Origin of the sequence: Prevotella multiformis DSM 16608 (assembly GCF_000191065.1) — a bacterium.
Lineage (GTDB): Bacteria > Bacteroidota > Bacteroidia > Bacteroidales > Bacteroidaceae > Prevotella > Prevotella multiformis.
This window is the reverse complement of the sequence record NZ_GL872283.1, coordinates 1-15,254: the sequence shown is the minus strand read 5'-3', so window position 1 is coordinate 15,254 and position 15,254 is coordinate 1. Positions and strand designations below refer to the sequence as shown.

At 54.1% G+C, this 15,254-nt stretch carries 14 protein-coding genes and 1 pseudogene; 8 read left to right on the top strand and 7 right to left on the bottom strand.

The features are described 5' to 3' along the window. Positions 1–18: 18 nt before the first annotated feature. Entirely contained in the window at positions 19–654 is a 636-nt protein-coding gene (locus HMPREF9141_RS05490) for a DUF4294 domain-containing protein (RefSeq protein ID WP_007367563.1), read from the bottom strand. A 675-nt stretch (positions 655–1,329) separates the two neighbouring features. On the opposite strand from HMPREF9141_RS05490, the gene HMPREF9141_RS05485 reads away from it, so the two are divergent. Next, positions 1,330–1,698, top strand: a complete 369-nt coding sequence (locus tag HMPREF9141_RS05485; protein ID WP_007367561.1) for a desulfoferrodoxin family protein — start codon at positions 1,330–1,332, stop codon at positions 1,696–1,698. Between the two features lie 377 nt (positions 1,699–2,075). On the opposite strand, the gene HMPREF9141_RS05475 is transcribed toward HMPREF9141_RS05485, so the two are convergent. From HMPREF9141_RS05475 to HMPREF9141_RS05455, 5 genes are all read right to left on the bottom strand, one after another. Continuing rightward, entirely contained in the window at positions 2,076–3,080 is a 1,005-nt protein-coding gene (locus tag HMPREF9141_RS05475) for a peptidoglycan DD-metalloendopeptidase family protein (RefSeq protein ID WP_007367559.1), read from the bottom strand. A 272-nt stretch (positions 3,081–3,352) separates the two neighbouring features. Continuing rightward, complete coding sequence (recG, locus tag HMPREF9141_RS05470; RefSeq protein ID WP_007367557.1) at positions 3,353–5,449, bottom strand: ATP-dependent DNA helicase RecG; 2,097 nt, start codon at positions 5,447–5,449, stop codon at positions 3,353–3,355. A gap of 28 nt (positions 5,450–5,477) precedes the next feature. After that, a complete protein-coding gene (locus HMPREF9141_RS05465; protein ID WP_257009575.1) occupies positions 5,478–5,798 on the bottom strand; it encodes a hypothetical protein in 321 nt (106 codons plus the stop codon). After that, a complete protein-coding gene (locus tag HMPREF9141_RS05460) occupies positions 5,770–6,525 on the bottom strand; it encodes a 2-C-methyl-D-erythritol 4-phosphate cytidylyltransferase (RefSeq protein ID WP_007367555.1) in 756 nt (251 codons plus the stop codon). The genes HMPREF9141_RS05465 and HMPREF9141_RS05460 overlap by 29 nt, the downstream gene beginning before the upstream one ends. 15 nt (positions 6,526–6,540) lie before the next feature. After that, the gene (locus HMPREF9141_RS05455; RefSeq protein ID WP_007367554.1) at positions 6,541–7,110 is read right to left on the bottom strand and encodes a DJ-1 family glyoxalase III; all 570 of its coding nucleotides are present in this window, start codon (positions 7,108–7,110) and stop codon (positions 6,541–6,543) included. A gap of 133 nt (positions 7,111–7,243) precedes the next feature. Between HMPREF9141_RS05455 and HMPREF9141_RS05450 the strand changes: the two genes are divergently transcribed. From HMPREF9141_RS05450 to HMPREF9141_RS05415, 7 genes are all read left to right on the top strand, one after another. Beyond that, a complete protein-coding gene (locus HMPREF9141_RS05450) occupies positions 7,244–8,134 on the top strand; it encodes an NAD kinase (protein WP_007367553.1) in 891 nt (296 codons plus the stop codon). Positions 8,135–8,270: 136 nt separating this feature from the next. Beyond that, positions 8,271–9,950 (top strand): ABC transporter ATP-binding protein, encoded by a 1,680-nt coding sequence (locus tag HMPREF9141_RS05445; RefSeq protein ID WP_007367551.1) that lies wholly within the window; start codon positions 8,271–8,273, stop codon positions 9,948–9,950. A 40-nt stretch (positions 9,951–9,990) separates the two neighbouring features. Continuing rightward, complete coding sequence (locus HMPREF9141_RS05440; protein WP_007367550.1) at positions 9,991–10,197, top strand: DUF6722 family protein; 207 nt, start codon at positions 9,991–9,993, stop codon at positions 10,195–10,197. Between the two features lie 108 nt (positions 10,198–10,305). Then, complete coding sequence (locus tag HMPREF9141_RS05435; RefSeq protein ID WP_040554904.1) at positions 10,306–11,238, top strand: redoxin domain-containing protein; 933 nt, start codon at positions 10,306–10,308, stop codon at positions 11,236–11,238. Positions 11,239–11,409: 171 nt separating this feature from the next. Next, positions 11,410–12,858 carry a hypothetical protein gene (locus HMPREF9141_RS05430; protein ID WP_040554559.1) on the top strand — a complete coding sequence of 483 codons (1,449 nt, stop codon included), beginning with the start codon at positions 11,410–11,412 and terminating at the stop codon, positions 12,856–12,858. 15 nt (positions 12,859–12,873) lie between these two features. Then, positions 12,874–13,401 (top strand): DUF6646 family protein, encoded by a 528-nt coding sequence (locus tag HMPREF9141_RS05425; protein ID WP_007367547.1) that lies wholly within the window; start codon positions 12,874–12,876, stop codon positions 13,399–13,401. An 869-nt stretch (positions 13,402–14,270) separates the two neighbouring features. Next, positions 14,271–14,771, top strand: a complete 501-nt coding sequence (locus HMPREF9141_RS05415) for a hypothetical protein (RefSeq protein ID WP_040554558.1) — start codon at positions 14,271–14,273, stop codon at positions 14,769–14,771. A 241-nt stretch (positions 14,772–15,012) separates the two neighbouring features. Here the strand turns inward: HMPREF9141_RS05415 and HMPREF9141_RS05410 are convergent. After that, positions 15,013–15,254: pseudogene (locus HMPREF9141_RS05410) on the bottom strand (phosphoethanolamine transferase); the annotation flags it as partial.

Genomic DNA, 15,254 nt, shown 5'->3' with positions numbered 1-15,254 from the left:
GTGTATGCGACGGTCCCCTCACAGCTGTCCAGCCTCGACCTGCAGGACGATGCGTTCTACCAGCCTGTCGGCACCCTTGGGGTCGTACCGCTTCTTCAGACTGCTGCCGAAAGCCCAGGCGAAAGCCTGGTAGAAACCGGCGCGGACCGGACCGAGGAAGGCCTGGACAAGTTCGTAGGAGGTGGAGTTGCATTCCCGGTCAATGAGTTTGATGAGGAGCTTTCCCTGCGAGAAGCTCAGCTTCTTCATACGGGGTTTATAGGTGTTCCATATCTCTTTCTCCACCCGCTTCATGTGCTCGGACCGTTCTTTTTTCGACGGGATGGTCTCAAGATAGGCTCCGGTCTCCAGGATGATCTGATGGCACTCCTTGGCTATCGGCAGCACTTTCTTGATGTTGTAGACCAGCCTGTAATAAGCCATCTCCTGCGATTTGTTCTTGAACTCCAGCGGGGGGAAGACATAGACATTGCTCGTCCGCACATACTGGATACTGTCTGTCCCCACTTTCGCCTTGCCGATGTGGACCATGGGCACGAACGTGGGAGAATCCATATCCACCGTCCGGTCCTCGGGATTGATATGGTCCTGCGCAGCTGCCCCCATCGTGAAAAACGGCAACACCGCAAATGTGAAAAGTATCCGTCTGTTCATATCTGTTGGCAAAGGTACAAATTTTAGGATAAAAGCAGTTTTATATTCTGAAATATTGCAGACGGATAAAACTTGAACGGTATAGATTTCTATGCGCAGCCCCCCTCCGCCCGACAAACCCTCGTTGTTCCAGGAAAAATGTCCTCATTCATCAGATCCGATCGTCTGGCTTTGGCTTGTGCAATGTTTCTTCGACGGCAGGCGGTTCCCGTGCCGACGGCATGTTGTATGCGTGTGTGCGTTCAGCACGGCAGGTGTCCACCGCCGGCACGGTCGGTGTCGGGCACCGTCGCATCGACAGAAGGCGGATAGACGGATTCTTTCCTGTTCCGGTCACACATATTGCAAAGGGCTGTTGGCGGTCTTGGATGTAAGATGCTGGCCGGACAGTGGTAATGCCGGGAAAGCCGGCTCTGTCCCTTTGTCCTCGGGTCAGGGACGGCTGCGGACATTCGTCCGGCCTGTTCTCCTCCCGACGTGTTCCTGTCATCCGGGACGGGCGCTCTGTCCCGGACGTGTGCGCCGGCAGCAGTTTCTCCGTCTGCCGGATAGAAGCGGGGCAGGACTCATCCGATCCTTAAACAATGTAAAAACTGTAATAATTTCAAGTTCGGGGCTTGCTTCTTTCAGAAAAACCCCTTACCTTTGCACCCGGACATTAAGAAATAATTTATTATGGTAAAAAGAAACGAATTATATAAGTGTGCAGAGAGTGGCAGCATCGTTGAAGTTCTTGCAGGCGGTGAGTGTGGGTTGGACGGCATGAAGCAGCTGAAGGAGAATACCACAGATGCAGCTACCGAGAAGCATGTGCCGGTCGTTGAGAAGATTGACGGCGGCTACCGTGTCACAGTCGGCGAGGTGGAGCATCCCATGACGGAGGCGCATTCCATTCTCTGGATAGAGCTGATTACCGATAAGAACGAAGTGCTCCGCAAGTATCTGGAGCCGACAGACCGGCCGGTAGCAGAGTTCAGGACCGATGCCACAGAGGTCTATGCACGTGAGTACTGCAACCTCCATGGGCTGTGGCGTTCGAAATAAACGCGGGTATTTAAACTGACATAGAGTACAGGGTACACGGGTTCTCCTTGCGGGGGTCCTTGTGTACCCTTTTTCTATGGTTCTTTCTTTAGGGCAGAGCGGGGGTAGTCCCGGAGACAGGAGGACCGCGGAAGAGGGAAACGTCCTGGCCGTTGTCAACGGCGTCAAGGTCGTCTGCTGTCCGCACTTCTGCCGTTTCTGCGAGGAAGTCCGGCCGTCCTCCTGTCTGTCTGCTGGTATGGGACGGTCTTGCCGGTGAAGGGTTCTCGTCTCCGTGCATCAGGAGCGTTCCTGCTGTCGTCCGTGTGGAGCGGAAAGCAGACAGCTCCGACAGGTTGATGCCTGCCGGAGCTGTCCGTATTCATGTTCTGTCTTGTTTACTTGCCGATGGCAAGCAGCTGTCCTCCCACCACCTTGGTGAATTTCCCCAGGTGGTTCTGGCGGCAGAGCTGCTCGAGGCTGATGCCGTGCTGCCGTGCGATCGTCTCCAGTGTCTCGCCGTTGACCACCTTGTGGTAAGTGATCTGGCTGCCCTCTGCTGCGGCCTCTGTCCGTGGCGTGTGGCTGGAGAAATCGGTGTTGTAGGTCTTTTCCTGCCGTTGGCTGTAGCTGCGGTTGCCCCTTCCCTGGATGTTCTCACGGGAATAACCGAGGCTTGACGAGGTACCGCGCGCTGCTGTCGCCCGGTCAGACTCCTGTGCCACGGTGCTGCGGCGGAACACATAGTAGTCGCCGGTAACGTCCTGATGGGCGAAGTCGAAGAACAGTGCCGGGTTCAGGGCGACACCTGCCAGACGTGTCTCGAAGTGGAGGTGCGAACCGGTGGAACGTCCCGTGTTGCCGCCCAGACCGATGGGCTGGCCTGCACGTACCGTCTGGTTGGGTGAGACAATCTGCTTGGAGAGGTGTCCGTAGATGGTCTCGAGTCCGTTGTTGTGGCGGATGACGATGTACTTTCCGTATCCGTTGGCATCGTATTTCACGACGCGTACCTTGCCTGAGAAGGCTGCCCGGATGGTATCGCCGATATAGACCTTGATGTCCAGTCCCTGGTGGCGGCGGCCCCAGCGGCGGCCGAAGTTACTTGTGATGACACGGCTCGGCGTCGGCATGTGGAAGCCGCGGAGGTCTATCTTGTACACGTCCGGGAGGTTGCCCCCGCGGTGTGCGTAGTTGTTGTTCCAGTCGTTATAGAGTTCGGATGCGGGTTCTTCGATTTCTTCCGCCTCACGCAGTCGGGTGATGACCATGGTGTCGAGTGCTTTGGCACGGCGGTCGATAGGAGCCTGGCGTGCGAGCAGGTCTTGTGCGTTGGCAGAATGGGATGTCAAGGTTAAAAGAGATGTAAGTGCAAAAGTTCTAACTATCTTTCTGAAAGTCATAATCAAGTTGTTTTATTTCTAAACTCAGATGCCATGCCGGCACGGGACCGTTTTTCATGTCCCTTTCGATTGGTGGAGGGTTGTTTGCCGGAAAAATGGCATACAACTTTGAACCAAAAGACTTTGCAAAGATAATGAAAAAATATAGGGAAAGTTGCTGCTTAACAGTTTTTATAGGCTGTTTAACAAAACGGCTCACTTCTTCCTGCCCGCAGATGATTTATGTCAAGCCTTTAAACCATAGTCTCCCGGCGGTTTTCTGGTAATTTCCGCTATGAGATGGAAGCCCAGTCAATATTAGTCTTTCTTAACGTTTTGAGCCTGTTCCAAAGCAGACTGTATTCACTTTTCCGGCAGTCGGGGTCGTCATCGATGATCTTCTGCGCCTCCTCACGCGCCATCTGTACGATCTGTCCGTCGCGTGCGATGTCGGCGATCTTTAGGTCGAAGGCGATGCCGCTCTGCTGTGTCCCTTCCAGATCGCCGGGTCCGCGCAGCTTGAGGTCGGCTTCTGCAATTTCGAAGCCGTCGTTTGTCTCGCACATGATGTCGATGCGCCTGCTGGTCTCCTTCGTCAGCCTGTGGCTTGTCACGAGGATGCAGTAACTCTGGTCGGCCCCGCGTCCGACGCGTCCGCGCAGCTGGTGGAGCTGGGAGAGACCGAACCGCTGTGCGTCGAGGATGACCATCACGCTGGCGTTGGGTACGTTCACGCCCACTTCTATCACTGTCGTGGCAACGAGAATCTGGGTCTGTCCGCTGACGAACTTCTGCATCTCCGCTTCTTTCTCCTTGTCCTTCATCTTTCCGTGTACCTTGCTGAGCCGGAACTCGGGGAAGATGTCGCACAGAGCCGCAAAGCCGTCTTCGAGGTTCTTGAGATCCATCCGCTCGCTCTCCTTGATGAGCGGATAGACGATGTACACCTGCCGTCCGAGGTGTATCTGCTGTCGGATGCCGTTGTAGAGGCTCGGCATCTGGTCGTCGTACTTGTGGAGGGTCTGTATCGGTTTGCGTCCCGGCGGCAGTTCGTCGATGACGGAGACGTCGAGGTCGCCGTAGATGGTCATGGCGAGCGTCCGGGGGATGGGCGTGGCCGTCATGACGAGGATGTGCGGAGGATTCTCGCTTTTGCCCCAGAGCCTGGCACGCTGTGCCACGCCGAAGCGGTGCTGTTCGTCGACGACGGCCATGCCGAGGCGGTGGAACTGCACTTTGTCTTCGAGGAGGGCGTGTGTGCCGACGACGATGTGGATGGAGCCGTCCATCAGTCCGTCGAGTACCTCCCGGCGTCTCTTTCCTTTTATGATGCCTGTCAGCAGTTCTATGCGCAGGTTCATCCCTTTCAGGAAGTTCCTGAGGGTCTGGAGGTGCTGTTCGGCAAGGATTTCCGTAGGTGCCATCATGCACGCCTGGTAACCGTTGTCGATGGCGATGAGCATGGACATCAGGGCGACGAGCGTCTTGCCCGAACCCACATCGCCCTGCAGCAGGCGGTTCATCTGCCGTCCGCCGGCCATGTCGGCACGTATCTCGTGCATCACCCGTTTCTGTGCTCCGGTGAGTTCAAAGGGCAGGTTGTGGGTGTAGAACCAGTTGAACTGTGCTCCGATGCGGTTGAAGATGTACCCCCGGTACTTGCGCCGGTGGTCGCTGGCATAGCGGAGGATGTTGAGCTGCACGTAGAAAAGCTCCTCGAACTTCAGGCGGACACGGGCACGCTGGGTGTCGTCGACCGACCTGGGATAATGGATCTTGCGCAGGGCAGCATCCCGGGAAATGAGGTGCAGGTGGCTCGTGATGAAGGGCGGCAGCGTCTCCTCCAGAGGCTCGCTGAGCTTGCCGATGAGTGTCTTCGTCAGCTTCTCCACGGCCCGGGAGGTAATTCCGGCCTTCTTCATCTTCTCGGTCGTGATGTAAAAAGGCTGCATCCCCATGTCGTTGAGCTGCAGCTGGGCGGCATCGTCGATATCGGGATGGGAGAACTGGATTCTGCCGTTGAAGACGCCTGGCTTTCCGAAAACGACATACTCCCTGTTGAGCTGGTAGTTCTGATAGACGTACTTCGTTCCGTTGAACCATACGAGGTCGCAGATACCGTGTCCGTCCGTGAAGTGGGCGATGACCCGTTTCCTGCGCTTCCCCGTCTCAGTCTCCTCGAAGCGGATGATCCTGCCTTTTATCTGTACGAAGGGCATGTCCGGCGAAAGCTCTGAAATGAGATATACTTTCGTGCGGTCGACGTATTTGTAGGGGAAGTATTCCAACAGGTCACGGTAGGTACGGATGCCAAGCTCCCTGCTCAGAATTTCTTTCTTTCTCGGGCCTACGCCCTGCAGATACATGATGTCTTGCGATAGTATGTCCATTTCTAATTCAGGATTCGAAGGCCATCATTCATATATTGTGGGTATATGTCAAGGGTGTCTTGAAGTCTATGCCTTCGGATGATGCGGTGTGAGTGGGACTGCCTTGCCTCTCCCTCTTTCCCATTTGGGAATTTATCTGTCTGCTTCGGATTCTTTCCATGAAGAAAAACATTTCTTTCCATGAAGAGAAACATTTTTCTTCACGAAAATAATTCTCCATCTGCCATGAAGATAATCTCCAGAAGGGCTTTTCCAAGCTTTGCAGCCGTGCATTCTGCATCTCCTTTGGCGCATTGGTCTTTGACTCATAGGCTTCTGCTTTAAGCCTCTGCCGGCTTGTTGTTCTCATCCGGTAAACATTGCTTCAAGCATCGGTCATCATGCCTTCGAAAAGAAAACGATGTGTTGAGAGCTAAGAGCGTCTTTGCCACCTGCAGGTCGAACGGCGTGGTGATCTTGATGTTCTCACGGTTGCCTTCGACCATGGTGACGGGATGTCCGAGGCTCTCGACGACGCTGGCATCATCCGTAAATGCCGGATTCTCGTCCTGCCTGTATGCCCTCTTGGCAAGCTGGATGTCGAACACCTGCGGTGTCTGCACCGTTCTGTAGTCGCCGCGCTGCACGTTTCTTCCTCCCGGTGCGTCGCCGGTATAGCGCAGGGTGTCGGTCACAGGGAGTACGGGAATCGCCGCATTCGTCTTCTCTGCCGTGTCGAAACAGCGGGCGATTGTCTCTGTGGAGACGAACGGGCGTACCCCGTCGTGGATGGCGACGAGCCCTACCGCATTGTCGGGAATCGCCGACAATCCGTTTCTGCACGACAGGAAGCGGCTTGCACCGCCGTCAGCCAGCCGGTATTCCTCACCGAAGTGATATTCCCCGCACAGCTTCTGCCAGTAGGCCTGCTGCTCTTTCGGCAGGACGAGGACGATGTTCATGTCCTTGTCGTAGGCGCGGAAGCGGCTGATGGTGTGCATCAGGACAGGCTTCCCGCCGACGGGCAGGAACTGCTTGGGGATGTCAGCCCCCATCCGCAGCCCCTTCCCGCCGGCGACGATGATGACGTATTTCATGCTGTCCGTTGTCTTTCAGTGCAGGGCGGTCAGTTCGTCGAGCAGCATCCCCTTCTTTATCTCGTCGGCCTTCTCGGGTGATGTGAGCTGCTCGAGCAGTCTGAGACCATAGAGGAAAGAAGCGGCAGGTCCTTTCCCGGTCGTTATGTTTCCGTCGACGGTACACAGCTCGTTCGTGTATTCTGCCCCTGTGAGGAATTTGTCGAAACCCGGATAGCAGGTCGCACGTCTGCCTTTGAGGATGTCCAGAACCCCCAGCACCATCGGGCCGGCGCAGATGGCTCCTATACGCTTTCCGTCTTCATACTGGCGGAGGAGCATCTTCCCAACCCGGGAGTCGTCTTTCAGGTTCTTTGCCCCCGGCATGCCGCCCGGTATCAGCAGCAGGTCGGCGTCGTCGGCATTGCCCAATTCCTCTATGAGGAGGTCGGCCTTGACCGGTACGCCGTGTGACGACTCCACAAGACGGCTGCCCGTGATGCTGACCGTCTTCACTTCTACGCCGCCGCGGCGCAGGATGTCTACCGGCGCCAACGCCTCTACCTCTTCGAAGCCGTTGGCGAGAAACTCGTACACTTTACCCATATTTGTTTTGTTTTTAAGTAATAAATCCAATTAAAATATTTACTTTTGCAGATGCAAGTATGCTGCAAATGTACTAAATATCTATGGTTTTGTAGAGTTTGTCAGGCTAAAAGAATTTAAAAAGATACGTTTTATGATAAAAAGGAGACTTCGTTTTGCGCTTTTCGGGAATGCGTCCAAGGTCCTGGAGTCTGTCCGGATATGGGGTATGTTAGAATATCTGGTCCGTCACGATGCGGAGATCTATCTGGACCAGAGCCTCTACCTCGGGCTGCGGCAGAAGCTGGAGGGTGCTGTCGCCATAGCCGGCGTGTTCGAAGGGGGAAACTTTGATGTCGACTACGTCATCTCGCTGGGCGGCGACGGTACGTTCCTGAAGGCGGCGGGCAGGGTAGGTGCGAAGCAGATACCGATCATCGGCGTGAACATGGGGCGGCTCGGTTTCCTTGCCAATGTGAATCCCGGTGATATTCGGGCTACACTCGATGAGGTGTTTGCGGGACAGGCCGAGATAGAAGAGCGTGCCGTCATCCAGCTGGAGGCAGACGGCGGGCCGTTGGAAGGCTGTCCCTATGCGCTGAACGACATTGCCATTCTGAAACGTGACAATGCGGCGATGATCTCCATCCGGGCAAGTGTCAACGGTGAATACCTCGTCACCTATCTTGCCGACGGACTGGTCATCAGTACGCCGACAGGGTCGACAGCTTACTCGCTCTCTGTCGGCGGTCCGATCATCGTGCCCCAGTCGGGTATTCTGAGCATGACACCCGTTGCGCCGCACAGTCTGAACATCCGCCCGATCGTCATCAGCGATGACAGTGAAATCCGGCTGGAAGTGGAAAGCCGGAGCCATAACTTCCTGGCGGCTGTGGACGGCAGGTCGGAGAAGCTGCGGGAGGGCGTGACGCTGACCATCAGGAAAGCTCCGCATAAAGTCCGGATTGTCAAGCGGAGCGGACAGCGTTTCTTCTCTACCTTGCGTGAGAAACTGATGTGGGGAGCGGATGCCCGCAGGCTTTAAGACGGGAAGAGGCTGCCGGTCTGTGCGAGGACAGCAATTCCGTCTCCCCTTCTCCGGAGGCTGGTAAGCCTTTCCGCCTCTCTCCGGACGCTGCGCAAGCCTCTCCACTCTTGGATACAAAGACAAACAGAAAACAATGATGAACAGGATAAAAAGACTCTTGCAGGTTCCTGAAACGCACTATACGGCCAGGGAAATCTTCCGCTGGCTCTGGATCGCCTGGCGCGGAAACCGTAAGCAGGCGGTGCTGAACGCACTGATAGGCCTGCTTGGCGTGGGTGTCTCGCTGGCTGCCGTAGGGGCTGTCCAGCACGCCATCGACGTAGCGTCTCATGTCATCGACGGCAGTATCTATGTGGCAGTGTCCGTCATGGGAGCTTTGATTCTCTGCGACTTCGCCTTGAACATTGCTTCCGTATGGGTGCGGAACCTGCTGGGCATCAAGGCGCAGAACCGTATGCAGCAGCGTATGCTCGACCGTATCCTGCGTTCGGAATGGCATGGGAAGGAGCGTCACCACAGTGGCGACGTGCTGAACCGGCTGGAGTTTGATGTCGCCAATGTGGTGAACTTCCTCACTGAGACCATACCGAGTTCGATCTCTACGCTGGCGATGTTCCTCGGTGCGTTTCTCTATCTGATGTCGATGGACTGGCGGCTGGCGATTCTCATCGTCGTCATGATACCGCTGTTCATCCTGATCAGCAAGGTCTATGTGCGCCAGATGAGGCGGCTGACACGAGAAGTGCGTGACTCTGATTCGAAGGTCCAGAGCGTTCTCCAGGAGACCATCCAGCACCGGATGCTCATCAAGACGCTCGAGAGCGACGAGATGATCGTGGGCAGGCTGGAGGGGACACAGCGCGAGCTCCGCAGCAGGGTGGTGCGCCGGACGAAGTTCTCGGTCTTCTCCAACCTCGTCCTGAACTTCGGCTTCGCCTTCGGCTATCTTGTCGCCTTCACGTGGGCTGCCATCCGTATGTCGCTCCACTCGCTGACGTTCGGCGGCATGACGGCCTTCCTGCAGCTGGTGAACAAGATACAGAGTCCTGCCCGCCAGCTTACGAAGCTGGTGCCCGCTTTCGTGTCCGTGTTTACTGCTGCCGAACGGTTGATGGAGCTGGAAGAAGATCCTTTGGAGGTACAGGGAGAGCCGATAGAGTTGGACGGGCCGTGCGGAATCCGTCTGAGGCACGTGGATTACCGCTATCACGACGGCGACCGGGAGATACTGAAAGACCTCAGCTTCGACTTCTATCCCGGTTCCTGCACAGCCATTCTCGGCGAGACGGGTGCAGGCAAGACCACACTTGTGCGTATGCTTCTCGCCTTGCTGAAGCCGAAGAAAGGGTCGGTGGAAATCTACAACGGACAGGAACACATGGAGCTGACGCCGCTCATGCGTACCAACTTCGTCTATGTGCCGCAGGGCAACACGCTCCTCAGCGGTACGATCCGTGAGAACCTGCTGCTTGGGAAAGTGGATGCCACGGAAGAAGAGATGGTCGCCGTGCTCGAGAAGAGCTGTGCCGACTTCGTCTTCCATCTCCCCTTAGGGCTCGATACGCCCTGCTCGGAGCTGGGAGGCGGCCTCAGCGAAGGACAGGCACAGCGCATTGCCATTGCCCGTTCGCTGCTGCGTGACCGCAGTGTCATGATCTTTGACGAGGCTACGTCGGCCCTTGATCCGCAGACGGAACGCCAGCTTTTGCAGAACATACTTTCCCGGCACGACCGGACGGTGATCTTCATCACCCACCGTCCGGCGGTCGTAGATTACTGTGACCAGACGCTGACAATCGAAAAAATACAATAAGCCGTTTGCTGTATTCAGAATAAGGTTGTATATTTGCAGCATGACTGACAAGCTGAAAGAAAAACTTGGGGACTGGCTGTTGGATATAGCCAAGTACCTGATGACGGCGGTAGCTCTTACGTCTATTTTTGATGGACTGGGCGCACCGATGACTTCCATTGTTGCACTGTTCATATCTATATTGCTCATGGCTTTGGCCGTTATCCTGTTCCAGACAAGTAATAACAATCAAGAAGGAGATAAATAACATGGGACTACTCTATGCTTCACTGGCAGCTTTGTTCGTAGGTCTTGTCTCAGTAGGCTGGGCACTGACGGATGAGTGGAAGAAAAAGAAAAAAAGACAGGGACAGTTATGAAAAGAATATTCTTAGCGGCTGCCTGCCTGCTCTTCATGGCGGCAGCGACGGCTTCTGCACAGACAACAGACACCGTGCAAGCAGCGGGTCTGGATGCCAGGTATGCCGTGAATATGCTGAAACCGGGCACACCTGCGCCGGAATTCAAGTTGAAAACGTATGACGGAAAGGACATACGGCTGAGTCAGTATCGCGGCAGTTATGTGGTGTTGGACTTCTGGGCCAGCTGGTGTCCTGACTGCCGGCGTGACATTCCGGCGATGAAGGCTCTCTACGAGCAGTTCCGTGACCATGGCGTGCAGTTCATCGGCATATCATTCGATACCGACCGTGACGCATGGGCGAAGACCTACTGGGACCGCTATCAGATGCATTGGATACAGGTGAGCGAGTTGAAGAAGTTCAGGAAGGCAACCGTCATTGACCGCTTGTACAAGATTGACTGGATCCCCTCGATGTATCTCGTTGGCCCAGACGGCCGGATTGTCATGGGAACGGTGGAAATCAACAAGCTGAAGGAAAAGCTGGAGACCGTCGCACCAGCTCCGCAGACAAGCAGAACAGACGTACTCCCCAGTTTCGACGGCGGACAGGAGGCCGTCGCCGGATATTTCGCCCAGCGGCAGCACCACACTATCCAGTCCATCCGTTCGAAGGTACATGCTGAGATGACCGTCGTCTTCAATGTCGAGATGGACGGCTCCGTCACCGGCGCACGTGTCGTCAGGGTAGAGAACGTGCAGGGGACAAGCAAGCATTTCCTGAAGATGGATGCCGCAAAACAGAAGCGGGTGCTGGACAACTGTACGGAGTTCTACAAGAACCAGGCCGTCCGTCTGACCAACGCCATGCCGAAATGGAAGCCTGCCGAACAGAAAGGCCGACCTGTCCAGAGCAGGGCAAGTCTGACAATCGTCTTCCAGGCGTAGCCGGAAGGCCTGTTCGTCAGGGATTGTCTTCAACATCCCCTGCTGCTTGGGAACATGGTTCCCAGCCGCTGGGAATGTGACTCCCAACGGGCGGGAACACAAGTCCCGGCCGGTTGGGAATCGGCATCCCATATATTACGACTGATAAACCAATAATAAAACTGTAAAGCAATGAGAACTTTTCTGCTATGTATGATTGCGCTGTTTGCGCAGTCGGTGAGTATGACCGCACAGGTGGCGGGACGTATCGAGTTTCCGTACCGGGCCGACTATGAGGACCAGCTGGTGCTGCCTGTCGGCGATAAAGGACTGGTCGTACAGTCGTTTGCCAAGGACACCAAGGACGGGAAACGGTATTTCAAGACCGCATATTATTCAACGGCAATGAAGTATGTCGGTGCCGACTCGATGCTGATAGACAAGGGAATGTACTACTATTCCAATGTGGTTGAGAACGGCGTGCTCTACACGGTGCTGCGTGAGAAAGACGGGTCGTTCATGGTCGTCGCCTTCAATGCCGCCACACGCAAGTGCAACGTTACGGACGGTGAGTACACCCGCAAGGGATCGATGCGCAACCTTGTCATTACAAACGGATCGGTCGTATTCAGCTCGACGCAGAAGAAGACGGACCGCATCGGCATCATTGACCTGAAGACCGGCCACTGTAATTTCGCCGACATCCATTTCCCGAAAGTGAAGGACAAGGACATTTTCATCCTTGAGAACACCGTGATTGACAATGTCATCTATGCCTTGGTGCGCACCGGGGATGATGTGCAGCTGGTGCGTGTGGACAAGCAGGGAAAGGTGCTGGGGACAGACAACCTGACGGCAGATATTGCCGAGCGCATCGTCTCTGCCTCTGTCTCCAAGGCCGGCGGCAGGTTCTTCGTCACGGGAACCTACTCGAAAGTGAAGAAAGGGGGATCGGAAGGAATCTTCTTCTCTGAACTGAAGAACAACCGGTTCAACAACATCAAGTTCTACAATTTCCTTGATCTCAAGAATTTCACCGAGTACATGAGCGGCCGCAAGCAGGCGAAGGTAGAGCGCAGAAAAGCAAAGGCCGAGAAGGCCGGCAAGGAGTACGCATTGGACTATCTGATGGCCTCGCACCGCATCATGACCGACGGCAAGGATTACTTCTACCTCGGTGAGGCTTATTATCCGGTGTACCGTACCACGATGGTGGGCAATATGGTCATGTCGACTTTTGCCGGATATGCCTACACGCACGCTGTCCTGGCGAAATTCAATGCGGCCGGCAATCTGCTCTGGGACGAGTGCTTCCCGATGGATCCGCGCACATTGCCGATGTATGTGAAACGTTTTGTCTCGGCAAGCATGAAGGGAAACAATGTGAACCTGCTTTTTGCCGACAAGAACCGGCTGGTTTCCAAACTCTTCAGGAATGCTGACGGCAAGGTGATCCAGGACCGTACGTCGGAGATGATAGAGACCGGAAATGATGAGGAGGATGTCAAGAAAATGCGCTATTCCAACTCGCAGTACTGGTATGGAGACAACTTCCTTGTCTATGGGACACAGGTGGTGAAGAACTCGAAGACAGGTGAAAGGCGTAAGGTGTTCGCCATCACAAAGTATACAATTAGATAAAAGGAAAAGACGACAATGGAAAATTCTTTCAGACACGGCAGCCTCTTTCTGTGGCTCGCCATGGTAGTCTGCCTGCTCTGCGTGCCCCGTTCCGTATGTGCACAGGCTTGGGACGGTGATGGGGACGTAAAGGTTTATGCCGGCTATGCCAATGTCGGCGGCAAGTCGGGCTTCGAGGCAGGAAGTGATTATGCCATCAGCGACTTCGTGTCGCTGGGCGGCCAGATAACGGTCATTCCTCTCAAGGACCGTGACGATGATGATTACGGTGCCCTGGATGGTTACGACTTCAGTCTTCATGGTGATTACCACTGGGCGGAGGTGATGAAGCTGCCGTCCGTGATGGACATCTATACCGGTGCATCCATCGGACTGCGCACGGGCGGTCTGCAGGCCGGCGTGCGTTATAATTTCAGTGAGACGTTCGGCCTGTATGTGCAGGTTCGCCAGAACCTGTTCAAGACTTTCGGCGAGAACTCCGACCATGCTCCTGTCTATAAGGGGAAGACGGCCCTCTCTGTAGGCCTGACCCTTACATTCTGATGCAGTACATCCGGCTGTGTAAAACGAGCGTATGTCAATTGTCCAATGCGCAGGATCTGATGCCTGCCATGAGCCAGCTTGACATGCGCTCTTCTTGCTGTGCCGTGCTTATATATTATTAAGAGGAGATACCAAGGGAGTCTGTCCTGCTTATGATGCGCTTCCTTATTGTTTTTTGAAGCACATGATGTAGTAAACAGGCATATACGTAATGCCATCCTGCGTGTTTACGGTCTGCTCATTGGACAGAACAAATGCCTGGTGGACATTGTAGTGCTTGTTGGCTGCAAACTTGTCCTCTTCTATATTCAGTTCGATGTAATTCTTGAATTTCTTCTGGCCGATATGTCGATGATATATGACTTTCCGATTTGTCGTGCTCCATCTATCAGAAGTATCTTTCCATCAGGTGTCTGAAGGTGAGAGCTTATAAATTCCCCGATCTTTCTATACAGCATGAATACACTTTTCTAATGTTTATACTGCGGAAAATATACACTTTTCCTGTAAAACAAGCAAGCAAATACTACACTTTTTCTGTAGTATGGAGATCCGTATACTACACTTTTTCTGTATCAGGTTCTCTGGTTCCTGTACTTTTCTGCTAAATGGACTGTTGGAAACCGCACTTTCCCGTAAAGCTGGTTCATAGAAAGTGAAATGTTCCCTATTGCATTTTTCTTGGAAGATGAGGCTGTTGTCAGTCCTGCGGTGCTGGCGGAGGGTAAACGTCCTCGTAAGTGAAATGGACGGAGTGGATAGGTTACGTCACGGGTGCCGCTTCATATTTTATGGACTTTATTTGGCTTTACAGTCCTAAATGTTTATCTTTGCAACATTACTTTTTAAATTAGTGAACAGACATGAGTATGAAATCAATTTGTATATTGGGGCTGTTCGCCGCTTTGGCGGCAAGCTGCTCCACGGGCATGCAGCAGAAGAAAGCAGACAGGTGTGCTGCCGCCGGTTTCGATTCCATTGAGATTGCCCCTACATCCGGAATGATGAAAGTACGTCATACGGTAAGATGGATGGTGTACAAGAACCGTCGTGTCGTGAAGAACGAAGTGTATCTCCCGCTTAAAGAGTCGGATGAGGACTCTATCGTGTCTGTACAGATCAGCGGTGTAACGGCCTGGAAGATAAATGAACTTGTCAGGGCACTGTATGTCGACCATACCTCGAAAGACATAGACTCGTTGGTTTCCGATGATTATTGTTATGACATGGGCGGACTGTGTGTCTCGGTCTACTGCCCGGGGAAGGTCGTCCGGTACGAGTACGACCATGGCTATGCCGGTGCGCGATATTCTCCTGCGTTCAACAAGCTGATGGAACTCACGGGGCTGGAGTGGCGGCTTCCCCAATAAGCAGGTCGGGTCGGGATGCCGGACGGGAAAGTCTTTTGGAGGAGAGATTACATGTGTGAAACATCTCTTTCCTGACGGCCCGGCACTTCGTTTCGTCAGATCCATTTCAGCATCACACACAAGCGGTATTTGCAGGAACGATGAGCGGGGGCTGCCGGTGTGTGTCGGTAGTCCCCGCTTGTTGGATGGAATTTTTGTTGCTGCGTCCTGCTCCTTGCTTGTAATCTGCAGACGGTGTCTTTTATTTGTTTTGATGGGAACGCATAATTTTATCGTAGTTGTCGCCGTTCCCCAGTATCCTGTCCCTGATCTTGTATTTCGGACTCAGCAGATCTCTTTGCGGAACATAATATTTTGTTTGGATTCCACTGAGGTCGAAGAGGATCTGGCACACATTGTCTGTCATGAAAGGCTTGTCCAGTGCAGCCTTGATGTTTCTTATCACTTGAGGATGCTTCCTTTTGTAAGTGTCAGAACACCATA

What these genes read in the sequence shown, in the direction of transcription:
- HMPREF9141_RS05460 (WP_007367555.1), bottom strand. Translation starts at nt 6,525, where the DNA reads ATGAAATACGTCATCATCGTCGCCGGCGGGAAGGGGCTGCGGATGGGG.
- HMPREF9141_RS05415 (WP_040554558.1), top strand. Translation starts at nt 14,271, where the DNA reads ATGAAATCAATTTGTATATTGGGGCTGTTCGCCGCTTTGGCGGCAAGC.
- HMPREF9141_RS05440 (WP_007367550.1), top strand. Translation starts at nt 9,991, where the DNA reads ATGACTGACAAGCTGAAAGAAAAACTTGGGGACTGGCTGTTGGATATA.
- HMPREF9141_RS05465 (WP_257009575.1), bottom strand. Translation starts at nt 5,798, where the DNA reads ATGAGAACAACAAGCCGGCAGAGGCTTAAAGCAGAAGCCTATGAGTCA.
- HMPREF9141_RS05450 (WP_007367553.1), top strand. Translation starts at nt 7,244, where the DNA reads ATGATAAAAAGGAGACTTCGTTTTGCGCTTTTCGGGAATGCGTCCAAG.
- HMPREF9141_RS05485 (WP_007367561.1), top strand. Translation starts at nt 1,330, where the DNA reads ATGGTAAAAAGAAACGAATTATATAAGTGTGCAGAGAGTGGCAGCATC.
- HMPREF9141_RS05490 (WP_007367563.1), bottom strand. Translation starts at nt 654, where the DNA reads ATGAACAGACGGATACTTTTCACATTTGCGGTGTTGCCGTTTTTCACG.
- HMPREF9141_RS05425 (WP_007367547.1), top strand. Translation starts at nt 12,874, where the DNA reads ATGGAAAATTCTTTCAGACACGGCAGCCTCTTTCTGTGGCTCGCCATG.
- HMPREF9141_RS05455 (WP_007367554.1), bottom strand. Translation starts at nt 7,110, where the DNA reads ATGGGTAAAGTGTACGAGTTTCTCGCCAACGGCTTCGAAGAGGTAGAG.
- recG (WP_007367557.1), bottom strand. Translation starts at nt 5,449, where the DNA reads ATGGACATACTATCGCAAGACATCATGTATCTGCAGGGCGTAGGCCCG.
- HMPREF9141_RS05475 (WP_007367559.1), bottom strand. Translation starts at nt 3,080, where the DNA reads ATGACTTTCAGAAAGATAGTTAGAACTTTTGCACTTACATCTCTTTTA.
- HMPREF9141_RS05430 (WP_040554559.1), top strand. Translation starts at nt 11,410, where the DNA reads ATGAGAACTTTTCTGCTATGTATGATTGCGCTGTTTGCGCAGTCGGTG.
- HMPREF9141_RS05445 (WP_007367551.1), top strand. Translation starts at nt 8,271, where the DNA reads ATGATGAACAGGATAAAAAGACTCTTGCAGGTTCCTGAAACGCACTAT.
- HMPREF9141_RS05435 (WP_040554904.1), top strand. Translation starts at nt 10,306, where the DNA reads ATGAAAAGAATATTCTTAGCGGCTGCCTGCCTGCTCTTCATGGCGGCA.